Origin of the sequence: Comamonas sp. E6, assembly GCF_001010305.1 — a bacterium.
Taxonomy (GTDB): Bacteria; Pseudomonadota; Gammaproteobacteria; order Burkholderiales; family Burkholderiaceae_C; genus Comamonas; species Comamonas thiooxydans.
Genome location: NZ_BBXH01000034.1, coordinates 17,495 through 40,384 on the forward strand (window position 1 = coordinate 17,495; position 22,890 = coordinate 40,384).

The 22,890-nt window shown below is 54.8% G+C and carries 27 protein-coding genes, 1 tRNA gene and 2 pseudogenes; 19 read left to right on the plus strand and 11 right to left on the minus strand.

What is annotated here, in order from left to right; genetic code table 11:
* Nucleotides 1-200: 200 nt before the first annotated feature.
* From CSE6_RS23665 to CSE6_RS23675, 3 genes are all read left to right on the plus strand, one after another.
* Nucleotides 201-521: a YqjD family protein gene (locus CSE6_RS23665; RefSeq protein WP_080745923.1), complete on the plus strand. Its 321-nt coding sequence runs from the start codon at nt 201-203 to the stop codon at nt 519-521.
* 490 nt (nt 522-1,011) lie between these two features.
* On the plus strand, nt 1,012-1,242 hold the full coding sequence (locus CSE6_RS23670; RefSeq protein WP_131421512.1) for a hypothetical protein: 231 nt from the start codon (nt 1,012-1,014) through the stop codon (nt 1,240-1,242).
* A 9-nt stretch (nt 1,243-1,251) separates the two neighbouring features.
* Entirely contained in the window at nt 1,252-1,482 is a 231-nt protein-coding gene (locus CSE6_RS23675) for a hypothetical protein (protein ID WP_003061322.1), read from the plus strand.
* A 115-nt stretch (nt 1,483-1,597) separates the two neighbouring features.
* Here CSE6_RS23675 and CSE6_RS23680 read toward each other — a convergent pair whose 3' ends face one another.
* From CSE6_RS23680 to infA, 3 genes are all read right to left on the minus strand, one after another.
* Nucleotides 1,598-1,903 carry a hypothetical protein gene (locus CSE6_RS23680; protein ID WP_034383901.1) on the minus strand — a complete coding sequence of 102 codons (306 nt, stop codon included), beginning with the start codon at nt 1,901-1,903 and terminating at the stop codon, nt 1,598-1,600.
* A gap of 328 nt (nt 1,904-2,231) precedes the next feature.
* Complete coding sequence (locus CSE6_RS23685; RefSeq protein ID WP_034383899.1) at nt 2,232-2,483, minus strand: RNA-binding protein; 252 nt, start codon at nt 2,481-2,483, stop codon at nt 2,232-2,234.
* Between the two features lie 61 nt (nt 2,484-2,544).
* Nucleotides 2,545-2,817: a translation initiation factor IF-1 gene (gene infA, locus CSE6_RS23690; protein ID WP_034383896.1), complete on the minus strand. Its 273-nt coding sequence runs from the start codon at nt 2,815-2,817 to the stop codon at nt 2,545-2,547.
* 1,428 nt (nt 2,818-4,245) lie between these two features.
* Between infA and CSE6_RS23710 the strand changes: the two genes are divergently transcribed.
* The 6 genes and pseudogenes from CSE6_RS23710 to CSE6_RS23735 form a co-directional block, all read left to right on the plus strand.
* Nucleotides 4,246-5,223 carry a hypothetical protein gene (locus tag CSE6_RS23710; protein WP_052088558.1) on the plus strand — a complete coding sequence of 326 codons (978 nt, stop codon included), beginning with the start codon at nt 4,246-4,248 and terminating at the stop codon, nt 5,221-5,223.
* 103 nt (nt 5,224-5,326) lie between these two features.
* Nucleotides 5,327-5,554 (plus strand): DUF4224 domain-containing protein, encoded by a 228-nt coding sequence (locus tag CSE6_RS23715; protein ID WP_238585792.1) that lies wholly within the window; start codon nt 5,327-5,329, stop codon nt 5,552-5,554.
* A gap of 178 nt (nt 5,555-5,732) precedes the next feature.
* Nucleotides 5,733-6,581, plus strand: coding sequence for a tyrosine-type recombinase/integrase (locus CSE6_RS23720; RefSeq protein WP_238585793.1), 849 nt, complete (start codon nt 5,733-5,735; stop codon nt 6,579-6,581).
* A gap of 460 nt (nt 6,582-7,041) precedes the next feature.
* Nucleotides 7,042-7,118 (plus strand) — tRNA-Pro (locus tag CSE6_RS23725).
* A 109-nt stretch (nt 7,119-7,227) separates the two neighbouring features.
* Nucleotides 7,228-7,659, plus strand: a complete 432-nt coding sequence (locus tag CSE6_RS23730) for a thermonuclease family protein (RefSeq protein ID WP_238585794.1) — start codon at nt 7,228-7,230, stop codon at nt 7,657-7,659.
* A gap of 203 nt (nt 7,660-7,862) precedes the next feature.
* Nucleotides 7,863-8,210: pseudogene (locus tag CSE6_RS23735) on the plus strand (helix-turn-helix domain-containing protein); the annotation flags it as partial.
* 287 nt (nt 8,211-8,497) lie between these two features.
* Here CSE6_RS23735 and CSE6_RS23740 read toward each other — a convergent pair.
* Together CSE6_RS23740 and CSE6_RS26600 are read right to left on the minus strand one after the other, a co-directional pair.
* Nucleotides 8,498-8,827, minus strand: a complete 330-nt coding sequence (locus CSE6_RS23740; protein WP_034390069.1) for a hypothetical protein — start codon at nt 8,825-8,827, stop codon at nt 8,498-8,500.
* A gap of 576 nt (nt 8,828-9,403) precedes the next feature.
* On the minus strand, nt 9,404-9,745 hold the full coding sequence (locus CSE6_RS26600; RefSeq protein ID WP_238585795.1) for an FMN-binding negative transcriptional regulator: 342 nt from the start codon (nt 9,743-9,745) through the stop codon (nt 9,404-9,406).
* A 142-nt stretch (nt 9,746-9,887) separates the two neighbouring features.
* Between CSE6_RS26600 and CSE6_RS23750 the strand changes: the two genes are divergently transcribed.
* From CSE6_RS23750 to CSE6_RS23760, 3 genes are all read left to right on the plus strand, one after another.
* Nucleotides 9,888-10,067, plus strand: a complete 180-nt coding sequence (locus CSE6_RS23750) for a hypothetical protein (protein ID WP_034407284.1) — start codon at nt 9,888-9,890, stop codon at nt 10,065-10,067.
* Nucleotides 10,068-10,299: 232 nt separating this feature from the next.
* Nucleotides 10,300-11,187 (plus strand): SPFH domain-containing protein, encoded by an 888-nt coding sequence (locus CSE6_RS23755; protein ID WP_224650313.1) that lies wholly within the window; start codon nt 10,300-10,302, stop codon nt 11,185-11,187.
* Nucleotides 11,184-11,474 carry a hypothetical protein gene (locus tag CSE6_RS23760; RefSeq protein WP_059441637.1) on the plus strand — a complete coding sequence of 97 codons (291 nt, stop codon included), beginning with the start codon at nt 11,184-11,186 and terminating at the stop codon, nt 11,472-11,474. Before CSE6_RS23755 ends, CSE6_RS23760 begins: the two co-directional genes overlap by 4 nt.
* An 837-nt stretch (nt 11,475-12,311) precedes the next feature.
* On the opposite strand, the gene CSE6_RS23765 is transcribed toward CSE6_RS23760, so the two are convergent.
* The gene (locus tag CSE6_RS23765; RefSeq protein WP_224651244.1) at nt 12,312-12,743 is read right to left on the minus strand and encodes a hypothetical protein; all 432 of its coding nucleotides are present in this window, start codon (nt 12,741-12,743) and stop codon (nt 12,312-12,314) included.
* 460 nt (nt 12,744-13,203) lie between these two features.
* Between CSE6_RS23765 and CSE6_RS26745 the strand changes: the two genes are divergently transcribed.
* Nucleotides 13,204-13,371 (plus strand): excalibur calcium-binding domain-containing protein, encoded by a 168-nt coding sequence (locus CSE6_RS26745; RefSeq protein ID WP_152668635.1) that lies wholly within the window; start codon nt 13,204-13,206, stop codon nt 13,369-13,371.
* A gap of 275 nt (nt 13,372-13,646) precedes the next feature.
* Here CSE6_RS26745 and CSE6_RS23775 read toward each other — a convergent pair whose 3' ends face one another.
* Entirely contained in the window at nt 13,647-14,747 is a 1,101-nt protein-coding gene (locus tag CSE6_RS23775) for a hypothetical protein (RefSeq protein ID WP_059441638.1), read from the minus strand.
* A gap of 427 nt (nt 14,748-15,174) precedes the next feature.
* On the opposite strand from CSE6_RS23775, the gene CSE6_RS23780 reads away from it, so the two are divergent.
* Nucleotides 15,175-16,377 (plus strand): diguanylate cyclase, encoded by a 1,203-nt coding sequence (locus CSE6_RS23780; protein ID WP_034358072.1) that lies wholly within the window; start codon nt 15,175-15,177, stop codon nt 16,375-16,377.
* Between the two features lie 163 nt (nt 16,378-16,540).
* Here CSE6_RS23780 and CSE6_RS23785 read toward each other — a convergent pair whose 3' ends face one another.
* From CSE6_RS23785 to CSE6_RS23800, 4 genes and pseudogenes are all read right to left on the minus strand, one after another.
* The gene (locus tag CSE6_RS23785) at nt 16,541-16,783 is read right to left on the minus strand and encodes a hypothetical protein (protein ID WP_059441639.1); all 243 of its coding nucleotides are present in this window, start codon (nt 16,781-16,783) and stop codon (nt 16,541-16,543) included.
* Nucleotides 16,784-16,935: 152 nt separating this feature from the next.
* Complete coding sequence (locus CSE6_RS23790; RefSeq protein ID WP_034358068.1) at nt 16,936-17,391, minus strand: DUF5990 family protein; 456 nt, start codon at nt 17,389-17,391, stop codon at nt 16,936-16,938.
* Between the two features lie 255 nt (nt 17,392-17,646).
* Entirely contained in the window at nt 17,647-17,967 is a 321-nt protein-coding gene (locus CSE6_RS26845) for a hypothetical protein (protein ID WP_059441640.1), read from the minus strand.
* A gap of 11 nt (nt 17,968-17,978) precedes the next feature.
* Nucleotides 17,979-18,726 (minus strand): annotated as a pseudogene (locus tag CSE6_RS23800) (DDE-type integrase/transposase/recombinase); the annotation flags it as partial.
* A gap of 1,066 nt (nt 18,727-19,792) precedes the next feature.
* On the opposite strand from CSE6_RS23800, the gene CSE6_RS23805 reads away from it, so the two are divergent.
* Genes CSE6_RS23805 through CSE6_RS23825 form a run of 5 tightly spaced genes read left to right on the plus strand, consistent with a single transcriptional unit; the run spans nt 19,793 to nt 22,878 of the window.
* Nucleotides 19,793-20,272, plus strand: a complete 480-nt coding sequence (locus tag CSE6_RS23805; protein ID WP_052057652.1) for a type IV pilin protein — start codon at nt 19,793-19,795, stop codon at nt 20,270-20,272.
* Complete coding sequence (locus tag CSE6_RS23810) at nt 20,263-20,754, plus strand: GspH/FimT family pseudopilin (protein WP_059441642.1); 492 nt, start codon at nt 20,263-20,265, stop codon at nt 20,752-20,754. The genes CSE6_RS23805 and CSE6_RS23810 overlap by 10 nt, the downstream gene beginning before the upstream one ends.
* A complete protein-coding gene (gene pilV, locus CSE6_RS23815) occupies nt 20,751-21,362 on the plus strand; it encodes a type IV pilus modification protein PilV (protein ID WP_034358059.1) in 612 nt (203 codons plus the stop codon). The genes CSE6_RS23810 and pilV overlap by 4 nt, the downstream gene beginning before the upstream one ends.
* Nucleotides 21,363-21,364: 2 nt before the next feature.
* A complete protein-coding gene (locus tag CSE6_RS23820; protein ID WP_274522635.1) occupies nt 21,365-22,339 on the plus strand; it encodes a PilW family protein in 975 nt (324 codons plus the stop codon).
* 2 nt (nt 22,340-22,341) lie between these two features.
* On the plus strand, nt 22,342-22,878 hold the full coding sequence (locus tag CSE6_RS23825; protein WP_052057651.1) for a PilX N-terminal domain-containing pilus assembly protein: 537 nt from the start codon (nt 22,342-22,344) through the stop codon (nt 22,876-22,878).
* The last annotated feature ends 12 nt before the right edge of the window (nt 22,879-22,890 follow it).

The window sequence follows — 22,890 nt, forward strand, 5'->3', positions numbered from 1 at the left end:
TTAACTGGCTGGGAGGCGCCAACTGGCAACACTTTGAGCAATCACAAAATCCAAACAAAAGACGCTTTTATCTAGTTCAAATCGATAGCACATCGTAGCCTGGCGTCACACTTCATATGTGAACGCCCGAGCTTGGACTACAACTCATGAAACTTCCATCGCTTACTCTGAACTCCCCCTTTGTTCAATCAGGAGTCCTTATGAAAGTTCAAAAAGAAAGTGCTGCAGAGCTTCCACGTGATGTAAACCGGTTACTTGATGATTTGCGGAACGTTCTAGCGTCGAATGGGCATGATGCAGATCCAGCGGCATCGATGCTTTTCAGCAAGGCTGCATCTACCTTGGAAAAGGTGAAGACGGCTTCTGCCAACGCCATTGGTCAATCAAAAGCCCTAGCACTATCCGCAGATTCCTATGTGCACGCGTCCCCCTGGCGGGTAGTCGGCGGAGCCTTGGCTGCAGGCACGCTACTCGGATTTGCGCTTACTAGAGGTAAAGCTGGTCAAGCCGAAAAAAGGTAGCCTCTATCGACTCACTTAGCTGCCCAGCAGTGCAAAGAGTAGGCAGTGAAGGCTTGATGGCCAGATCCAGGAAATCAAGAAGGTAGTCCCTTGAGCGTACGGATGATCCTGCCTATTGCTAGCTCTACATGCCATAGATGCAAACGTATCAATGGTCACAATTCCTATGTAAGTGTTTGCGTTAAAACGGTTTTTTCCATGAAATGGGCGTACCGTAGGGACAAGGCAATTGGTCAAATAACCTGCCTGTATAGATCCGAAACCTACAGCTCTCAAATCGATTGAGCGGCTTGAACTCTCCTGATTTCAAGCATGCCCGAAATCGAGCTAAATCAAAGATGGGCAAGACGTGGCGCAGTCAATTGACCATCTAAGTGAGCTTCTGCCTCTTGTGCTTGCTCAAGCCTAGTCCCCTTTCGGAACTGCTTTCTTTTCCACTGAAGCAAAGCGAATCCTTGAGGATTGCTCAACTGACAAGACCGGAGACTTAATGCAACGTGAAGATCTAGCAATCACTATTGCTCCAGCGCCACAGGCGCTGCAACCAGAAATCATCAGTCACTCGATTTCTCACGATGACCATGCACGGTCGCCGAATGTGCCTATGAAAAATAGCGATGTGGACATCGACGATCCGGACGCAAGGTCAGCGCAACCCTCCAATGCTATGCAGCTGGAGGCAGAGCATGGTTGGGATGTATATCCAGATCGAATGACGTAAGGAGTTTTTATGCATGAACTTTCTCAACGCAAAGTTCACGGCTTCTGGGCAAACCTGAAGTGCATGTTTTTCCCGTGGCCAAAAGAAGAAGAGCCGGAAACGAGCGCATCCCAAAAAACAGAAGGCAATAAGTTAGCCGGCTTTCAACCAGGAAACACTATTGCAGGAATCATGCTGACGCTTGCAATCTTTGGCATGATTGCTGCAGGCTACTTTGCTTACAGGTATGGGGCTTTCTGAAAAAGCCTTCTTTCTATTTCCAGGGAAATTTGCCATAAATAAGATAGCAAATATCTCCAATCTAGAGAGGCCCGCCATCGAGCGGGCTTCTTTAATGGAGCAGGGCTGAGAAGTCCTAAATTAGTGACAAGAGCAAGCGCTCAATGCCCATTCTTATTCTTTCAAGCCTGTCCCTGAAGCTCTTTCCCTCTTCCACAAGCCGCGCTAGATCGGACTGCAGCCTGGCCTCTTTAAGAGCCGCAAGATGCAGATCCAGCTTCTCCCGCCGCATAGTCGCCTGCTCTAGCAATCGCTCTATCTCCGCCTGATCAGACGCCTTTGCGCTCGCTTTCTGTGCACGCTTCATAAGCAGGTCGATATGGTCCAGGCTAGCTTCGGATTCGCGGATGTGTCTGTCAGCCATCTGCTCTATCGTTTCCATCACGACCTCCTTGCAGTGAACCCACTGCCTTGCGAATCCAGCTGGCCTGCCTAACAGAGCTGACTCCTTAAGAAAGAGCAGGTCAAAACTACCAGCAAACCTTTCCCATAAGGTACTGCAACGGACCTACTGATGCCAAGAGATGTGTTGCCATCCTTCAAGCAGCTGCCTAGCAATGCAAAGAGCTGACCATCAAGGCGGGCTGGCTGGAGGTTCAGCTTCAGGAAGTCAAGAAGCTTGTCTCTTGAGTTGCTCTTGCGGGAAGAGAGGCTGCAAAAGAAAAAAGCTCACGCTTTTGGCGTGAGCCCTTCTTACAGATCGAAGAAGATTATTTGCGTGGACGGGCCAAAGCCACTCCCAGTGCGCGACCACCAAGCGGCTGGTCATTCAGTGTTTCGATCGCTTTCTGGGCCTGCTCTTGAGTGCCCATTTCAACGAAGCCGAAACCGCGCGAACGGCCGGTGTCACGATCAATGATGACGTCTGCAGCGACCACATCACCGCAGCTGCCGAAATGTGTGCGCAGGGCTTCGCTGTCGATGGAATAGCCGAGATTGGTAACGTAGAGATTGGATTGCATTGTGTTCTTTCAAAGATTGCTCACGCATGTCAGCGATGAGCGGTTACAAGATTGATAAGGGTCAGCGGCGGCGCTTGAAGGCAGGTTTGGCCCCAGTAGCAGCACCAGTACGAGGAGGAAGATGGCGAAAGGTCACACGCCCTTTGTTCAGGTCGTAGGGCGACATTTCGACGGTCACTTTGTCACCAGCCAGAACACGAATACGATGCTTGCGCATCTTTCCGCCGCTGTAAGCAATGAGCTGATGGCCGTTTTCCAGAGTCACGCGAAATCGCGCATCCGGCAGCACTTCATCAACTCGTCCTGACATCTCGATTAGTTCTTCTTTTGCCAAGTTAGCTCCTGTGAGTGAAGGATTCAGCCGCTCAATTCAGACTGTGGTTCAAGACCATGTTTCGCCCTTCAGTCAGGGCATAGCTAGAGGCAAGCGACTCGTTAGAAAACTGGGGAACAAATCGAATGACGCGGTCATATGCACCGCGGCGAATGGAAACGGCAGCCAGGAATTGGCCGCTGGTGCTCGGCTGTGTCAGAGGTGTGACCACGTAGCGGCCAATCTGCTCTGTAATGTTTTTGTGCAGCATGAAAACGGACGGCCGCACGCACGATTGCGCAGACCATCAAGTGAGATAGGGAAGGCCCGCTGTGAATGCAGGGGGCAACGCAGATCCATAAGGATGTTCAGGATCTGGTGAGTTCGCCTAGAGGGGAGTGACCACCGCGTGCTTTGCTAGAAGAGCGGCTACCTGCGGCCAAGGGGCGGCATTGGTGTCAGACAGGCACTGTTGGGGCGAACGGCCTTAACAGCGAGTGAGGCCAGTATAGGTGAACCGAAAGACCTTTGGTTGGAAATCTTCCGCTCTCCCGGCCTGACGTCCCTCACATCAAAGCCTTCAAAAAATAAATTGATAGACCACTAAGGATTAACCATGTACTGTGGACCTAGCGTTCGGATATTTACAGAGAGCCTCACCAATGACGAAAACTAAAAAATCACCCGTTCACCATGTCGTGGAGGCCAAGCGATGGGAGCTCAGTCGCGAAAAAGAGCGCATCACCTACCCTCCTGAACATGCCGGCCCAGTGCAAATGGAATGGCGGAAGCGAGAAAACTACTCCGCCACAGACCTCGACTACCGAGGCCGCAGCAAGATTTAGAGAGCCTCCACAAAATTGCCTTTGCCCGCCATTGAGCGGGCTTTTTTATGAGTTTCACCAGCATGACAAACACCACCACCGATAAGCGTTGCGGAAGCTGCGGCGCGCCGCTGCCTCAAGACTTCAAAGAGGAACAAGGTCAGCCACTTCCTTGCGGCCACTGACAACCTCAACCTTGACAACTTTCCGGCCCGCCACTGAGCGGGCTTTTAAGACCAATAGCCGCCTTACTCGGGGCTTGGCGACTCAAGACACTGATCTACCCAATCGATTGGTAGCTCCTTCATTAGCAAGATGTATTCCGCAGCGAGCTGCTCAGCGTGCAACTCCGTCTCGGCTTCCCCGACTTGAAAGTAGTGAGTCTCTCCACCCTGAGAACAGACCCCTACCCTGGCCGCATACATCGAATCGATTCCTGTCAGCAAAGCCGATGAAAACACCTGTAGACCCTGAATTGTCCGCTCCATAACCACTCCTCCCCAAAAAGAGGTACATCCTACTGTGATTGCCCCAGCCACCGAAGTAAGTCCACGCGATCGCTGGCAAACCTTTCCGACCATCAAGCCCGCCGCCGCGGGCTTTTCTCATTCTGGGAACCACCTATATGCAAGACAAGACCTCCAACCACGCCCCCATTCCCACTGAACTCAACATTGCACCGCGTGGGAAATCGTGGCTTCATGGGCAGCTCATTGATGGCGAGCACGGCCATCCCACCAGGCAGAGCATGGAGAGCGCCGAGAGCGCACAACCGATCAAAGCGCCTGCAGCCGTGGCAGTGCCTGATGCAGTGCGCGACGCTGAAAAGCTGCTGCGAGCCGAAGCGGCTCGGCTGGATCGCATCTATGGCGCGGGCAAATGGTACGGATTCAGCGCAGAAAAGGCTTCGCACCTTGAGCACCTGCGTGTCGCTGACGCGCTTGCCGCCACCCCGGCAGCCGCGCCAGTGGTGCTGCCTGAGCCTGTGGCCTACAGCCTTGGACTCGCAAAGTACGCCCACTCGTCCAACATCATTGCTGCAAACGAGTTCACACCAGATGCCGAGCATGCCGACGAATGGGAAAACCTCTACACAGAGGAGCAGCTGCGCGCCCTGTTGGCTACTGCTACCGGACTTCCCGCGCAGGCGGATACGCCCGATAGCTTCCGCGAGTGGTTTGCAAAGAACTATCCGGCCGACACCATCATTGTTGACCCGGACTGGCATGCGAAAAGCATTTTCCGCATGGCGCAGGCCCATGCCCGGCTCGCAGCACCCCAGGCGCAGGCAGACGAGCGGGATGCGGATGTCATGTACTACCTGCAGGATGCTCGCTGGAGCGCAATGGTCGGAAACTGCCCGAGCTTCTGGCGCTCAGGTGGGGGCTACACGACGAGCTTGGACGATGCAGAGCGCTTCACCTTGGAAGCCGCAATGAAGCAGCACAAGTGCCGCGAAACCGATCTGCCTTGGCTCTGCTCGGAGTTGGATAAGTTGCGCCGCCCAACAGTGGATTGCCAATACATGCCGCGCAGCTGGGACGCTCAGCGCGCCGCTATCGCGGCCCAAGCAGCGACCAAGGAAGGAGCGCAGAAAGGATGAGCAAGCGAGCCCGCGACCGAGGCGACAAGCGCGACAGATGGCGCGAACCTATCAACCACCCCGAGCCCCGCTGATGCGGGGCTTTTTTATGGAATTAATGATCATGAGCACGTTCTTAACTCCAGATGAAATCAGGGAACTCACTGGCATCGCGCGCGGCAAGGCGGGGAAGACCCGTGAAATGCTTCAGGCAGCCGCGCTGCGCAGCATGAAGATTCCGTTCTATCTCAACGCTGTGGGCCGGCCTATCGTGACTCGTCACTCTATAGAAGGCCAAGCCATTCCAGAGGTCAGTACCGCAACATGGGAGCCTGCGTTTAGCCATGGTTAAAGCAATGCCAAACTTCCGGGCTCGCAAACAAAAGTCCGGCACAACCTACTACTACTTCGACACCGGAGCCAAGCCGCGCAAAGAGATTCCTCTGGGCAGCGATTACAGAGTCGCTGTGCAGAAATGGCTTGAGCTGTCTGCCATGCCTGCACGGCCAGTCTCTGAGAACTTCGCAGAGTTGGCGGACAAATACGAGGCAGAGGTCATCCCCCTCAAAGCCAAGTCCACGCAGGCTACCCAGCTAGGTGATCTGAAGAAGCTGCGCACCTTTTTCTGCAACCCGACGCCGGCCCCACTGAATGCCATCAAGCCCAAGCACATCTATCTGCTGCTGCAATGGGCCAAAGACACCCCCACCACAGCCAACCGGCTCAAGCGCGTGTTCTCACACATGTTCAACATGGCCCGGGCCTGGGGCTGGACGGAGAACGAGAACCCTTGCACGGGCATTGAAGGCCACTCGCTCGGCAAGCGCGAAGTCTACATATCCGATGAGGTCTATCGCCTGGTCTACGAGCATGGCAACGTGGCATTGAAGGACGCCATGGACCTGGCCTATCTGACTGGCCAGCGGCCCGGCGATACCCGGTCCCTTACCGACCACGACATCATTGACGGCTACCTCGTAATCAAGCAGAGCAAGACCTCCGCGGCGCTTCGATTCATCATCGAAGGCGAGCTCAAGGCCCTGCTGGATCGTATCGAGGAGCGAAAACGATCACACAAGACTTGGAGCGCAAATCTGCTGGTCAGCCAATACGGCAAGGCCATGTCCAAACAAATGCTTCGCAAAGCGTTTGAGACTGCGCGATCTGACGCCGCCGACGAGGCTGATAAGTCAGGCAATGCCGCGCTGGCCGCGCAGATCCGCGCCTTCTGGTTCTACGATTTGCGCGCAAAGGCCGCTGACGATGTTGCCGACGAACGCGGAGAACTGGCTGCGTCCAAGCAATTGGGGCACACGTCTGTGCAGACGACCAAGCGCCACTACCTGCGCCGAGGCACTAGGGTTCAAGCTACGAAATAGAGGAATTCTTGCTCCGCAAAGGCTTTAGCTGCAACACGTTTGCGTCATTTAAACACTGTTTAAACATACAGCAAAGCGGAGCATAAAACCTCGGGAAACCCGCTTGTGCGCTTGATTGTTGGGTGAGCTTAGAAGGCTGTTGCTCTATCCAACTGAGCTACGGGCAGATGATTGAAACAACCCAGCATGTGCTGGGTTGTTGGGAGATGGTGGACTGGCGGGAAGTGAACCCGCGCCCGTCCCTTATCCTAAGCGGCCCTCAAGGGGGGTGTGAAATCGGTGCGATTTTTCACCCCACCCACGACACGACAAAGCACCGACAGCGTCTCGTGCAGCACCATACCCATGGTTTTTTTGCCGAAAATCGAGCCTCAACAGCATGTGGTTGCAGGCTAGTTGCATCAAATTGCACATGAATTTCTGAATTCCGAGCCCAATTTCAAGTTACATTAACAGCCTTCGGAGCGTAGCGCAGCCTGGTAGCGCATCTGCTTTGGGAGCAGAGGGTCGCGAGTTCGAATCCCGCCGCTCCGACCAAATGACAAGGGGTTAGATCGAAAGGTCTAACCCCTTTTGTCTGTCCACACTTACGTCTCATGGACTTCAAAGCGCTCCCATCTACTTGTGAGTTGAATAGACTGAATCCATGCTCACCCCGCTTCTGCCTTATCGTCAGCATCTCAGACGGAGGCACCCTGACCACCCGATACGGAGACCAGGGCAACACGAACGGCTCAAGGCAAGACTGCAGGGCATTGACGCCCCTGAGCGCAAGCAACCTTTCGGGGAGCGTGCCCGGCAGACACTGGCCAAGCTGACATTTCAGAAAGAGGCTGAGCTGCGCAGCACCAAGACAGACCGATACAGGCGACAGGTCTGCTTTTGGGTCGCTCCTGCGTCAGCACCCATTGGGGCCACAAACTCTCGATGTTGGCCTGGCCATGATCACCCAAGGCATGGCTTGGTGGTACCACGCCTATGCCCACGAGCAGTCTCCCCACGAGAGTGGCGATGGCGTGACAACCACAGCTTTCCAGTTTCGGAGCGGGTGAACAACCTATTGGTACGTCATATCTAGCTGCACCAGTGTCAACTAACTGCATTAGCCGTCGTTCAAGTCGCAGGCTAACAATGGCCGCAACCGAGAGCCGCCAGTGATCTAAGGCAGCTCTCGACTGTGGATTCAACTAGTCAATGCAACACAATGACCGCCACTGGCGCAAGGAGTGTTGGCACGAAGCAAAGACCGCGGATTGGTGCACTCAAGCTCAGAAGGCCCTGATGTGGGATCGCTGGAAAGCTGGCGATACCTTGCACAAGATCGGCAAGCTGCTTGACCGACCACACACCTCCATTCACACCATCCTGAGCGCGACGGGTGGCATCCGACCAGCGGCTAGGCATCGCTCTCGTCTGGCATTGACCATGCCTGAACGAGAAGAAATCTCCAGGGCGTTGGCCGCAGGTGAATCTATCCGCTGCGTTGCCAGCCGCTTGAAACGAGCTGCATCTACCATCAGCCGCGAGCTCCTGCGCAATGGAGGCAAGACTGGCTATCGAGCAGCCAAAGCGGATGAGGCAGCCTGGACGCGAGCACGCCGCCCCAAGACATGCAAGTTGGCCAGCAATCCTGCATTCTTTTCACCATAATCTGCGAGGTAATGGACTGAGAGCAGCTCTGCTCAGATGCACCGCTCTGTGCGTTCAATATTTGGCCAGCACAGAAAAACCCGGATCTGGAGTACCCCAATTGAAATCGACCCCAACACCATGGGCATGATGATTGCGCTTGATAAGACGGAAATGCCTTTTGTGGAAAGCTACTGAGAAGGCAGCGGCATGAGCCCCCAGCAACAGTTGAAAACATGCAACCAGGCCCGCCGAGGCGGGCCTGGTTGCAGGATGTGAAGGAATTGCTAGCGCTTCATCTGATCACAGGTGCTTTTTTGTTTTGCTAGGGTCATGGAGCCCCATTTCTTCTTGAAGTCAGATGCGTAACCGGCATACATCTTGTCGTAGCTGACGGGAGCAACACCAAGATCTTTGATGGCCGCGTCGCGTTGCTTGATGCGGCCAGTCTCCACATCCTGAGAACTCATGTGCCCACAAGCCAAAGCGAGTTCATTCATGTTCGCGGCCATATTGATGGCTCCTGAAGCTATGGCTGCTTTTGCCTCGTCGGCATGTGCAGAAAAAACCATGCCTGCCGACATCAATGTGGCCAAGATCATCAGTGCTGCTTTCATGAGTATTCATCCCTTTGAGTGTGAGCAAGGATCGTACTGACTTCATCGCGTGCTGCTACCCCTCTCTAGAGGGGATAAGGTGACATCTGCGGCCTGACTGCCATGTTGGAATACAGAAAGCACCGAATGAAATCAATCTCCTCTGCAACAAACCCCACGCAGTAAGGATGATCCACCCAAAGTCTGATCCGTCACCTCCCAAGCAGCACCAGCCCCTGAGCGACATCAGGGCGCAAACCGGAGCGTCTTGAGTCTTGATTCAGGGCGTTGCGGTTTGTCTGACCATGGCACTCGCTAAGACCTGATCAGCCTGGAGACTGCGGCTGCGCCAGGTCCTTGATCCTGAGCCAGGTGCTGAATCAGACTGTCCCGATCAGCGGCTGTGCGCTGCTGGGATAAGAATCGCTTGCCGCATAAGTTTTCTATGTCCACCTCGAAGCCGATGAGCCGCGCCGCCACAAATCCCAGGAACTCGGGATCCGCTTGAGTTGGTGACCATGCCTCTTCCCTCAACACCTCTTGGGAATGGGTTAAGGCATCCAGGTGCTCGCGCATCCACAAAGCATCACCGATAAATCAAATGCGGCCTTGCGCTTGAACGGCCATGTAGTTCCAGCTTGGTGCATTTCGCCCGCTTCGCTGCCCATTGACATACCACTGAGGAGAGATATAGGCATTCGGGCTTTGGAAGATCGCAGTCACGGTCTGTATGCTGCGGCCCTTTGAATACAAGTTATGACTCTTGCTCACGTGTCCGGTGAGCCGCCCCAACGAGCCCGCCTTCACCAACAGCAGTGGCAGCAGATTGATTTCCACCTCGCCTGCGCCTCCAGCAATCAGTGTTGCGAGCGGATAGCTATTCATGACCTGCTGCAACTCACTGACCTCAGAAATGGCAAAAAGCGGCTGTATGTACATACCATGTAGCTTTCCTCAAGTGCAGCGATCAGCGTCAAGCATTCACTTGTATCCGAAAGTCGCCTCTGCGTCAGTCTTAGTGGCAGCAGTTGTTAAAACCAAGGCCTTGCTTGCAGGGCTTCAATTTGAGTAAAGTGAACTAATGACACGCATCAACACCACCGAGATATGGGAGCGGCACGGCTACAAAGTCGAACGCATAGAGCAACCCATGGGCGCGCCCCAACGCAATGTGTATGGGCCTGACGGCGTGCTGCTAATCGAGGACGCTGAGTACACCCAAGAAACAGAAGCACTGCGTGAACTCGGCTTCATTGATTAACCAATACCTGCCCTGAGCGGTCTTTCTTTGACCGGCCACCTTTGAGGTGGTTTTTTTGCACCCGGAGATTTTGAGATGCGAGTTTTTAACCAGCATGCGGCATGCATATGCATTTCCCTGTAGGGCTCAGCGAGCCACGCGGAACACATCCGGGTTTAAAACTAGAGCCTTGCATACAGAGCTGCAGTTTGTTTCAATCTCAGCTTTATAGCTGCGAAGGAGGCGGCTCGATTTGAAGTTATCGAAGAAACACAAGACCAGTTTGGCAGCGGTAGCTGCTGCCTTTGTATTAGCGGCATGCGGTCAAAAAGTGGAGGTTCCGCCTGCGCACGTTGGCAAGATCATGACCAAAGACGGCTATCAGGACAACCTGATCCCAACCTCCAAGTTCCGTCTGGGCAAGTGCTGGGCCTACTGTGATCGACTAGTCTTGCTGGATGTGTCTGACAAGGGCTATGAAGAGTCCATGAGCATCTTTATTCCCGAAGACAAGCTCAACCTGGATGTGACCATTCGCGCAACCTTGAGCATCAACTCCAAAAAGACGGCAGAGCTTTTTAATGCTGTCGCGCCAAAAGAGGTTTCGGACTATGTGTCCACGATTGCCAATGAGCAGGTGTACCGCACCTATGCCAGCCAGATTATCCAAGCCGAGGTACGCGAATATTTGAGCAAACTGTCGATCAGTGAAATCGCCTCGAGCAACGAGAAAATCAACTCTGACTTGCGCGTACAGCTGGGCAAAGCCATTGAAGCGCTTACACCTTTCTCGGTGCGCTTTGTTGGTATTACCAACCTGCGATACCCAAAGATCATTACAGATGCTCAGGAGTCCGCTGCTGAACGACGCGAAGCTATCCAAAAGGAAGAAGCGCAGCTGGCCATCTCCAAGGCTCAGTTAGAGCGCGAATTGCAGGAAGCTCGTCTGCAACGTGCGATTGACAAGGAAAAGGCAGAAACCGAAGCCATGTCTCAGTCCGTACTGGCTCAATCCGTCGATGCGCGAGTGCTGCAACTGCGCAAGCTGGAAAATGAGCGCGCCTGGATTGAAAAGTGGAATGGCCAGCTCCCCACTACCTCCCTGGGCGATGCCGTTCCAATGGTTAACATTGGCAAATGACCCTGCTCATCAACCTGATCCCACTCTTGATCGCTGCCATAGGCTTTGGCTTGAGCTGGAAGCTTCGTAAGCTATGGGTTGCTGCAGTCACTGTGGCCACCCTATTCCTCTACTTCCAGACTCAGCCTTCTTATATGCCTAAAGGGCAGGTTACACGCTCGGAGCCTCCGGCCTTCACCGAGTCTGAGGCCAGGATCGAGGATCGCAATAGCAAACCAATGCCCGGGGATGAGCGGGACCAGCGTATGCGAGATGCCGTCAGACAAGGACTGGACTTCAAGCAGTAGCCCTATCTAATCACCGGTAAAGCCACCTACGGGTGGCTTTTTTGTGCCCGGAGATCTTGAGATATGAGCGCTTAGCCAGCATGCTGGCATACATGGGCCTTCCCACGCAGGGCTTTAGCGAGGCCATCCGGCGCGACCACTCAAGCAGGTTCGGCAGTTCAGGAATTCACCTGGGCTGACGTCAATTAGGGGCACGGCGCGACAGCCGCGTCGTGGCAACGGTGGTCACGCCAGATGGTGTATCACCACTTTTAGGTAAGCAGAATTCGTCTTGTTTGCGCCAAAAGCGTCATGCAGAATTCGACGCAATCCACCTGTTACGCCGGGCCTGGGGTTTGCTCCTCCCCCTTCTGACCCCTCCCCAGACACGACCCGAAAGGTCACCGGCTCTTTATTCAAGCCCGCAGCAACCGCTCGCGGGCTTTTTCTTTACCTACAGGAGACGCCATGCATTCCCCCCTTCAACAAAACTGCTGGTCGCTGCGTAATGGGCACCAACCGACTTCGACCCCTTCTGCCTAGTCGGAGCGGCCGTGGTGATGACGCTCACGCCAAATGCATGGCCGATGTAACGCGAGCAGCCATCAATACTGATAACTACTCGCGCTTTCCACATAAGCGCTACGAAGCAAAACCATGACAAAGCTACTTGAGGGCCTGATCTTGCTCGTTGCTATCTGCGCGGAGACTGGCCTGACTGGCCGTGCCAGATGCCCAAGCCGATGAGCCACAAGGCTTCACCCAGAGCCTGCGCGACGAGCTCGTCGCCCGGGGGCATGCATGCCGAGTGGTCGGAAGACAAAACAAAGCAGTGTCTGAAGGAGGCACCTACCAAAACTACTGACCGCTGTGAATCATTTTTTCCTGATGGGAGCTCAAGAGGCTGTCCATGATTTGCTCTACCGCCTGCAAATACTGAACATTGGCCTTGGCACTTCGCGTATTCAGCGACAGCCATCCATGGCCCCGCTCCATCGCTGTGGATGTGAAGAAATACTTGTCAACAGCAGTGCCACTGCGATTCGCGGTTGCTGCAATTCGCTGTGATGCCACGTCAAGGTAAAGGCAGAAATCACGCGGCTGTTGCCAGCATTCAGACACAGCACCCTTCAGCCCCGCCATGCCATGTCTTCGATAAATCTTCAAAGATTCTGAAGCTGCTCTATTGACTTCACTAGCGACAACATTTGAGTTTTTCCCGAAGCAGTCCAAAGCAAGTGAAGTAGCGCAAATAGCCGCGATACCAACTGCTATAGCTTTAGTTCTCATGACCTCTAACGCTTACTTAAAAACTCGATTCCACCATCTCATTTTGATAGCACTCGGATCATTTTCCAAAGCCAATCCGGTCGAATTATTTCATTTCTTAATGAGAAACCATTACCCGCAATCAGAAGGTTATTTTTTGGAGACTCAATGTTCAAGAACATGAACACTTATCGCATTGCATATATCTGGGAAGGCGCTGCAACGTGCTTTGCAGTAGCAGGTTTCGCCATGCTTGAGCTCGCCACCTACAAGCGCCCTTGACGCTGAAATGTGTCCCTTGCTCACATGGCCCAGGATTCCCTCCATTCAAATATGAGGGGGCACTACCTTGTTTCGATTGATCATCTATGCACTGATTGCTATTGAAGCCTGGAAGGCCTACGCAACCTATCAGGCGCGGCAGCAGCAAGCCGCAGCAATTCAGCTCCTCATCAACGAGCCGCGCGCTCGTGACATTGACATGGGCCGCAGCGTCAATCCCAGCAAGCCAAAATACCAGTGCGATGGGCGCACCCATTGCTCTCAGATGACTTCATGTGAAGAGGCAACCTACTTCATACGGAACGGCCCCGGGACCAAGATGGATGGGGACAACAACGGTATCCCTTGCGAGCGCCAGCTCTGCTAGCAAGACACCTCTTCTATTCAGCCGACCGAAGCCCTCCCCACGGGCTTTTTCTATTTCTGGGGCCCTGATGTTCAAGCGCATGATCATTTGTCGTCTCGCCGAAAGCTGACAAGGAGATCTGCAGGTGCTGAAGGACGCCGTGCGGAAGAAGGCCTCCACAATATGGGTATTCCGCTTGGGTAGGCCATCCAAGCCGACTAGAGCTGACCAGTCCGCTTGTTGTGACCGGCTACGCTCTTTCACATGCGATCCTTGAACCGTTTACCAACGCCTATTCACGGTGTCAGCAACAGCACGCGATGGTTCAAGCGATCGGCAAGATACAGCACTCCTTCGTTCCCCACGCGCAGGCGCGCCTGCCGCAGGTTCAAGCGCATAGGTGCTTGCTCAGGCAGCCTAACCCAGGTCTCGGGTGGTAACACAGTCACAAAGCGACCTGTACTGGCATCAAGCTTGGCTAAGCGTCCCTCAACGGAGGCCTCATATACATAAACCTGGCCTTCGGGGTCCAGCGCCAAACTGGTGATGTATCCAAGCGAGCTGTTTGTGGATGGGCGGTCAGTTTGCAGAACGCCCAATGTGCCATTGCCAGCCAGCACAGTGGCCGCAGGCATGCGTGGATTGGCAGGCGGGCCGCTCCATGCATCCAGCCGGAACAGGCGCATATTCGCGTTGTCAGCGACGTAGATGCGCCCTTGTGCATCTGCTGCTAGATCTGCCATGTAGTCGCCCCCTTCATTGCCACCCCATTGGAGGCTCGCCTCCTTGGGGTCATAAGCCACATCAAGTCGTCCGGTTCCGGGCTCCAGGCGATAGACCTTGCGTGAGCGATGCGGGCCTGCAATAAACCACAAGGCACCATCTGGCGTGCGTAGCAACGACTCCGGCTTGGCCAGCGAATCGGCGTCGCCTTCTTTGCCATCACCAGCCACGGAGCGAATGCGCCCGGTCTCCAGGTCCAATGCGCGGATAACGTGATTGCCTGTGTCAGCCACATACAGAGTATCGTCAGGTGCAAAAGCGATGTTGTCAGGCGATTGAACATTCGCACCCAGAGCTTGGCCACGATCACTTTCACGCGCATCCGTGCCCACCACAGTAACCCAGCGGCCGTCCAGCTCGCGCCGCGAAACACAATCACCGCCATACTGCTGCAACAACCACAGCCGCCCTTGGGCATCTGACAAAGCCAGAGATGGACTGACTTTGTCGTTTATCACCTCCAAGGCACGAATCGGTACGATTGAGTGAGCAACCTGCCCATCGTCCTGCGCATCAAACTCGCCGCGCGCGTCGCCGCCACTAGCCCGCGATAGAGCCCAGCCTACAGCGACCAGCCCCAACACCATGCTCAACATCACTGACCACTTGCGCATCGCGATTTTTCCTCTATCCGCCCCTGCGCTGCGTATTCTCCGGCATGCGTTGCAGGTCACCCGTGAGCTGGCCGATGTCTGCCAAACACCGCGCGACACAGGAGCGCCCAATGGATCGAGCGAAGTGACCACAAAATGCCTCAACGAGAAGCCTCGGAGGGATAGCAATAGGTCAAGTAAGTAGTTGCCTGACATCCTTCCGAAGACACAGCGGTAATGGGTTTTATTTGTTTTTGGAAATGAGTATCGACTGCGTCTACTTCTCCAAATTCGAATCCGGATGACACAGATCTGGCATTGGGCATTGCAATAGCTCTTGATGCCGCACACCAAGATGTACGAATAGCTGCCGAAAGCTGTCGCTTTGCAATCGAGGAGCAGGCAACGCTAAACCGTTTCGATCTTTGATCGAGGAGGCGATAGTCAGATGTTCGCGAATAACGACCTTATCCTGGTTCTGACGCCTTCGCTGGCGATACTGGTTCTGGCAGCCATATTGATCGTTGCCTGGCTTGTCCAACGATCCCAGCGCTTTCTGCTTTGGCAAGCTTGCGCCTATTCACTCACTGCTCTGACTCTCGGGGCACAGACTCTACTTACCCTGGAGGAGCTGAATCGCTACGCACTACTGATCGGCAGCTGCTACCTGCTGAGTGCGTGGTGTCTTGCCAGAAGCTGGGCAGAACGATGGAGTGTATCGACCCAACCACAAGTTGCATTGCTTATCGCCATAGTCACCTTGGCTGCGCTCTATCAATTCAGCCAGATCGAGCCAAATGTCTGGGCTCGAGTGAGCTCTTTCAGCGTGGGTTCCAGCCTTGTTTTACTGCTCCCCATCCTGCAGGTCTGCTCGAAGAAAAGCTCATTTGACTGGCTCGATAAATCGCTGCTCTGGCTGAGCATCCTCTTCACCGCCTACACCTTCACTCGACCCGCCTTGATCTGGTTGCTGGGATACACGGATCTACGGGCCTTGCCAAGGTCACCCTATTGGATCCTGACGCTGCTGAGCATTCTGAATTTCTCGTTGCTCTTCACTGTGGTGATGGCCGCGATTGCCGTGAAGGAAACAGTCGGCAAGCTGCGCATGGAACGAGACATTGATGCTTTGACGCTGATCCTGAATCGCCGGTCTTTTCAAGAACATGCCCAGAAGCGTCTCGCCGACATGAGACGCTATCCCATGGCAGTGCTGGCCTGCGACATAGACCATTTCAAACGCATCAACGACACCTGGGGACACGAGCGTGGCGATATGGTGCTGCAACTGGTTGCCTCAACTCTGCAAAACAATGTGCGAGAGCACGACCTGGTTGCTCGGTTCGGTGGCGAAGAATTTGTGCTGCTATTGGCAGACATAACGCCGGAAGATGCAGAACTCATTGCGCAGCGAATCCAGCGTGATCTCGGGTCAAGAAATACCGTTCTTCCAACCGGCCCCAAATTGACCATGAGCTTCGGAATTTCATTGATCACCAGGTCCTTCCAGTTTGAGCAAGCCATGAAGGAAGCCGATCGACTCCTTTACCAAGCCAAGAATGCGGGGCGTGATCGGGTTCATGTATCGGGGGTTTCCTATCCAGACATATCTGTAGAAACTCATCAGCTATGGAACAGGCCTGCCGCTTAAAAGACTCAGATAACAAGAGCCGTTCAATTGCCCAACCTAACGCCAGCTACTGAACGGGTCTTGCCAGCTTGCGGAATATCCATAATCAGGCGCTCTTCAAGTCTGCTGCCTATTGCAGCCCCGATTCCACTTTCAAATCCAATGGTGTGGACACACCGCCCATTCAGTAAACGAGTGGGCTCGGCACACCAGTCTCGGAAACTGATGTGATCGCTTGTACGACCTGGATTGGTGCTGCTTGCGCGGCCTCCAAGGACGTAAAAGTGTGCACAGTGATCACTCTGAAGCGCTTCGTGCCGACCTTGCAATCTATCGCCTTCGTCAAGACGAACGTACCAGCCAGCTCGGCACCCTGCTGACTGACTTCAGCCCACACCTGAAAGCCATCTACTTCACGATTGCCCATCGTCCTCTCCCTAGGCAAGTGCAGCGCACATGAAATAAAGCGCCCGCGTCAACAAACGCACTACTGAAAAATTTCACCACAACACCCCAGCCCGCCACGCGGGCTTTTCTCATAAAGGGAGAAAATATGCATGCAAAGATTGATCCCGAAGGCTAAGCAACATCGTGCGCAATGCCCCAGACGACTGCATGCGGCTTCAGCGAAGCGCAAACAGGGCCGCCATCTCCCATCGTCCCTTGAACGCGTGCCTCAATGACTCCTCCAGAGGAGAGCGCGGCGTCAACGACTTCCTGGGGAATAGACGCCAGCTTCAGCTTGGCGCGACGAGTCCAGGGCGAGCCAGCCTGCCCCGCAAGGGTGCCGGAATTGATGTAAACGAAACGTTCGGAAGATGGGCCCTGAGCGAACTCACCCAAGAAATTGACTGCACCTGTCGAGAGGGGCAAACCCAGGCGAAGTGAGAACTCGAACCGAAGAGGCTCGTGCTGGCCATCCATTGGATCGAGCAAACCCGACCTGCCGCGTTGCACTGCGAACCGAACATCAAGCGGAGTATTCACCACCAGTATTCGTATACGAACGGACTGTGCGGATTTTGCATTGTTCATAAGGGCAATCTGTTGCTAACGCCGAATTTCAGCGGCCACCAAAGGCTGTCCGCTGAGAAGAATATGCAGCTGTTTCCCGCCTTCAGGCAACGGCGCCAAAGCGCCAATATTGGTTGACCTCAAAGTCGTCAATCACAACCACGCAGAAAGGGAAAGTCCGTAAACAAGAATACTCAAGTTCCAGCTGCTCCACACGCCCACATGCCCACATGCCCACATGCCCCTGAGACCCAAGACACTCGAGAAACCTACCCGTTAGAACTCATCAACCTCACTCAAGCCCACGGCTGCGGTTTTTTCATTCTGGGAGCCAATACGCAAGACAAGAAGCAAATCACCGCAGAAGTCAACCAGCAGTTGACGGCTGAACGCGACACTCATTTCTTCCTGACCGGCTGGAACAGATGTGTCCTCGCGCTGAATACCGAGGAGCGGCCCGCCGTCCTCTTTCTCCGGTCTGGTGCTCTTCATCCTTTCGCTGGGAATGGTCCACAGGCCTGCGTCCAGATCCAGCTCGGCCCACTCCATCATGCGCAGGTTGCCGGGACGCTGGTACAGCAAGGGAACCAGCAGCAAGGCGGTGCGTTCTAGCTGTGAACCGTCAAAAGGTCGTTTGCAGATTTGAGCCTGAGCATCGGAGCGATGTGACCGATGCCGCTGTACGGCCTGTGCCAGTTGTAGTAGTGCTGCCAGCTCGCCAGGGCATGGGTCCGCTCAGCTGAGCTCTGGTACGTCCAGCCATAGGCCCACTCGCGAAGCGCTGACTGGATGAACCGCTCGGCCTTGCCGTTGGTCTGCGGCCGGTACGGTCTGGTGAACTTGTGCTGCATGCCCAAGGCTTTGCAGGCAGCAGCAAACTCCTTGGACCGGAAGGCTGCACCGTTGTCAGTCAGCAGGCGTTTGATGCGCACGCCCAGCCCCGCGTAGTACGCCCCGCGTTGTGCACAAACGCGACGGCTTCGTGCTTCTTCTCGTCGCGATGCATGGCGGTGAAGGCGATGCGCGCGTGGTCGTCGATGGCCACAAACAACGCCTCCCAGCCTGCCCCCTCGACCGAGTCGCGCCGGTTGCCAGTCACTCGATGGCTGGGTCTGACGATGCGCCCGAGCTTCCTGGTGTCAATGTGCAGCCTGTCACCAGGAGCCTCGTGCTCGTAGCGAATCACCGGCTCAGCAGGCTGCAGGTCACTGGGGCGAGACAGGCCAGCACACGGCTGACGGTGGAGGCCGAGACACCTGCATAACGGGCAATGCGCGACTAAAGCATCCGACGGCGGCGCAACTCGACGATGAGCAGTGCCTTGGACTGGTCAATAGTCCGGGGCGAGCGTGCTGGGGTGTTCATCCGGTTGGGTGTCCTGAGTAGGTTGGGTGTTTGGCGACTTCCAGTCTCTCAAATCCAACCCGGATGAACACCGGATACAACCTATTGAAGCTTCACATCTAGCTGGCGTTCGGTGGCCGGCACTCCAGCCAGACACCTGCTTGCCGTGCCATTCCATCGCCACAGCCTTGAAGCCCCCCCTCGAGCCCGCCTTTGAGCTTTTCCAGCTTGCGTGCCTCTATAGGGTCGCTGTCCTTCGCACGTTGCAGCTTGGCGACATCACGCGCCTTACGGAATGTCGTCAGCCCCACGCCGGGGTAACTAGCTGCTTTCTTTTCCGTCAGGACGGTACTTGCAGAACCAGCGCTTGGAGCCGCTGGGCTGACTTGCAGGGCATGGCCGCCAAGCTGCATGGTTACTGGATTTGGGCTGAAAGTGAGGGTACAACTTAGCCAAAGCATAGGCGTTTGGCAAGTTGCGCCCCCACTTGTACCCCCACTTCGCCTCGGATGCCCTTGAACCTTGGCGGGCGACCATGGAATGCAAGTCATTGATTTACAAAAAAATGGCGTTCGCTGGACTTCAGTGAACGCCCTTGGACGTTACTGATGGAAATTGAACCCGCGTCCGCACTTGACTCCATGCGGCTCTCAGGGCATCGGTGCGATTTTCCCCCTTCACACGACACGGCATGACACCGGCAGCGCTTTGTGCAGATCCCCCTGTGCTTTATTGCCAAAAGTAGAGCCTTCCGGGCATGTGGCCGCAGGTTATTTGCATCATCTTGAAACACCACAAACACTGCTCGAGCAAAGCAAAATAGCCCATCCCTCCTCTGCATCGTCATGGGCATCTCAGATGCCGATCTGACGGCTTCATCAACCCACGCGGCATAACAATTGGCCTTGCCATTCCGCGGTGGTGCTCGCGGCTGAAACTGGCGTCGGCGGACATAGCGTCCATAAATATCATCTATCTGTCAGAAGCTTCATGTCGATGCGCAATATGCATCCAATTACTGTAGCCATATGCAATAATTTTCAGACCCACGTAATAAATAACAAGTCTGGAAGCACTGATGCAGGCAAGAAAGACAGTAGAGGGTCAAGGGGGAAGGCGAGAGCGGGGCTTCACCCTCATCGAGCTGATGGTCGTCGTAGCCATCATTGGCATTCTGGCGGCCGTTGCCTACCCGTCGTACATCAATTTCATCACCAAATCGAACCGACGCGCAGCTCAGTCGTTCATGCTAGAAGTCAGCAGTCGCCAACAGCGCTATCTGCTTGACGCTCGCAGTTATGCCAACGCTTCATCGCCCGACGCTACCCAAGACAGCAGCATTGCCAAGCTGCTTCTTATCAGCCCCTCATCAGATGTCGCCAGAAATTACGACATAACCTCACCAGTCAAAGCTGGCAGTAAACCACCCGGCTTCACAGTTGAAGCCACCCCCAAAGGAGCTCAAGCCACACGTGATAGTGGCTGCGGCAAGCTGACCATCGATGAGGCAGGCACCAAATCAGTGGCTGGCAATCAGGGGGTGTCGGTATGTTGGTGAGGAGAGCCTCTCAACGTGGCTTCACGCTGATCGAGTTGATGACTGCGGTCAGCATTCTCGTCATTTTGAGCATGGCTGCGGCGCCTTCCTTTCGGGAATTTATCGCCAATCAGCGCGTGCGCAATGCCTCGTTCGAATTGATGACGGCACTCACGTTGGCACGCAGCCAAGCCATTACCCAGAACGCTAGTGTTAGCTTGAAACTCAAGCCTGGTAGCAGAGCTTGGAATCAAGGATGGGTTGTGACCGATGGCACCTCGACCTTCAGCAGTCAGGAGGCTATGGGCAGCCTCAACATAACTAACGATGGCAATGTCACCAGCATCACATATGGCCGAGATGGCCGTATCGATACATCAGTCTCGGCCACTCAATTCACCATAGGTTCGTCTGTGGCGATGAATGGTGTCACTAAGCGCTGCATCAGCGTCGGGCTAAGCGGCAAACCTTCCAGCGCAAATTGCCCCGCATCTACATCATGAAACGCCCTCAGCACCTTCAGGCTGGAGCAACGCTGATCGAAATTCTGATCACGCTGATCATATTGATGTTTGGCCTGCTGGGACTGGTTGGCGTCAGCAGCCGCTCCCACATGGCCGAACTAGAGTCACTTCAGCGAACTCGTGCTCTGGAACTGGTGCAAGACATGGCCAGTCGCATCAATGCCAACCGCAAGGCAGCAGCCTGCTATTCCGATGGGGCTGTAGGTCTCCAACTGGGGACCGATGCGTCCACCGTGCCGGATTGTCCTGCCGATGTCGTTGCTACAAACCCGCAGAAAACTCAGGCCAAAAACGACCTGGACGCATGGGACAAGCTGCTAAAAGGCGCGGATATGCGCAATGACACCCAAAACGTCGGCGCCCTCATCAATGCCGTCGGTTGTGTCATGCAAACAGCCGAAGACGCCGATACGGTGTATCTCATTGCCGTGGCTTGGCAAGGCCTGGTAAAAACGGCTGCGCCAACTCTTAGCGATGGCTCGGCCTTTCCCTGCGGCTCGGCAACGACTTTCGGGGCCAACACGCAGCATCGCGTTGTCACTACAAAGGTGCACATTGGCAACCTATCCGGGGGCGTCGCACCATGACTATGGATTCCCGTTCAAGACGCCGGCATAGTCAAGGCCTTACGTTGATAGAGCTCATGGTGGCTCTAGCTTTGGGCTTGGTATTGCTTGTGGCGCTGATTGCGCTTATCACTTCAACCATTGCCAACCGTAACGAACTAGACAAGAGCTCCCTTCAGATTGAAAACGGGCGCTACGCGCTGCAGGTCCTGGGCGAAGACATCGAAATGGCTGGGTTCGTTGGCATGGTCAACCCACAGGTTTTGAGCCGAACCGCAGCACCTGCCGTACTGTGCCCCGATGCCGAGACAACTCCTGCTCAATTAGGCTACAACGCTGCTGCGCGCCAGCTTCCTCTAGCGATTCAAGCACAGACAACAGCACCTTCCTGTGTTAGCAATGCCAAAGCTGGGACAGGCATGCTGCTGATCACGCGTGTTTCCTCCACCGCTCAAGCCTCCAGCGCAGTCACCGGAAGCACCGATGAAATGTTCATGCAGGTATCTGCTTGTCCGAAAGACCTTCAGCGATTTGCTGTGGCCTATGGAGGCAGTGATGCTTTCACTCTTCGGCAAAAGGGAAGCGACGACAACTGCACATCTGCAGCATTGGCTCCAGTACGGAAGGTGGTTCAGCGTATCTATTTCATCAGCAATACCGAGCCACCTACGCTGAACGTTGCCGAATACGTAAAGAGTGCCACTCGTGTTGTGACATTGGTGGATGGTATCGAGGGTCTTCAGTTTGATTTCGGAGTGGATACCGATAGCGATGGAGCACCGGACAGTTACACCGCGACCCCCACAGACTGGAATGGCGTGATGGCTGTACGCATCAATGTGTTGGCACGCAGCATCAATGCCACGGGGGGGTGGAAAGACACCCGGACCTACGACATGGGACTGGGCGGCACGGTGGGGCCGTTCAATGACAGCTACAAACGTAGCGTCTACAGCACCGTCGTGCGTTTGAACAACATCGCTGGCCCGAAAGAATAGCCATGAATTTTCATCTCTCGCGCCAACGGGGCGCCACCTTGCTTGTAGCAATGATTTTCCTGGCCATTTTGATGCTCGTGGTCGCGTCATCGGTACGTACGACCAATATCAACACACGGATCGTAGGCAATCTGCAGACGCAAAAGGAAGCGGAGTCAGCCGCCCAACTTGGCATTGAGCGGATGATTTCCGGAGGAGCATTCACCACGGTTCTCTCGCCCCAAACCAACAAGGTAGACATCAACAATAGCGGCCTGGATGGCGCAACTTACACCGTCACGGTCACGCCTACCTGCATTGCCGCACAAAAAGTGGAAAGCCAGCAACTCGATCCTCTCGCGAATGCAGAAGACGCGGAGTGCACTATCAGCTCCAGCATCAAGGACTCCGGCATCGTCAATACAGGGGATGGTACTGATTCGCGCTGCAGGGATGCCATGTGGGATCTTGAAGCAGTCACTACAGCCCCCAATACGGCCCAACCGGTCACTACGATTCACCAGGGCGTCAGTCAACGTAACCCCAGCGTCAGTTGCTGACTCGGCGGCAAT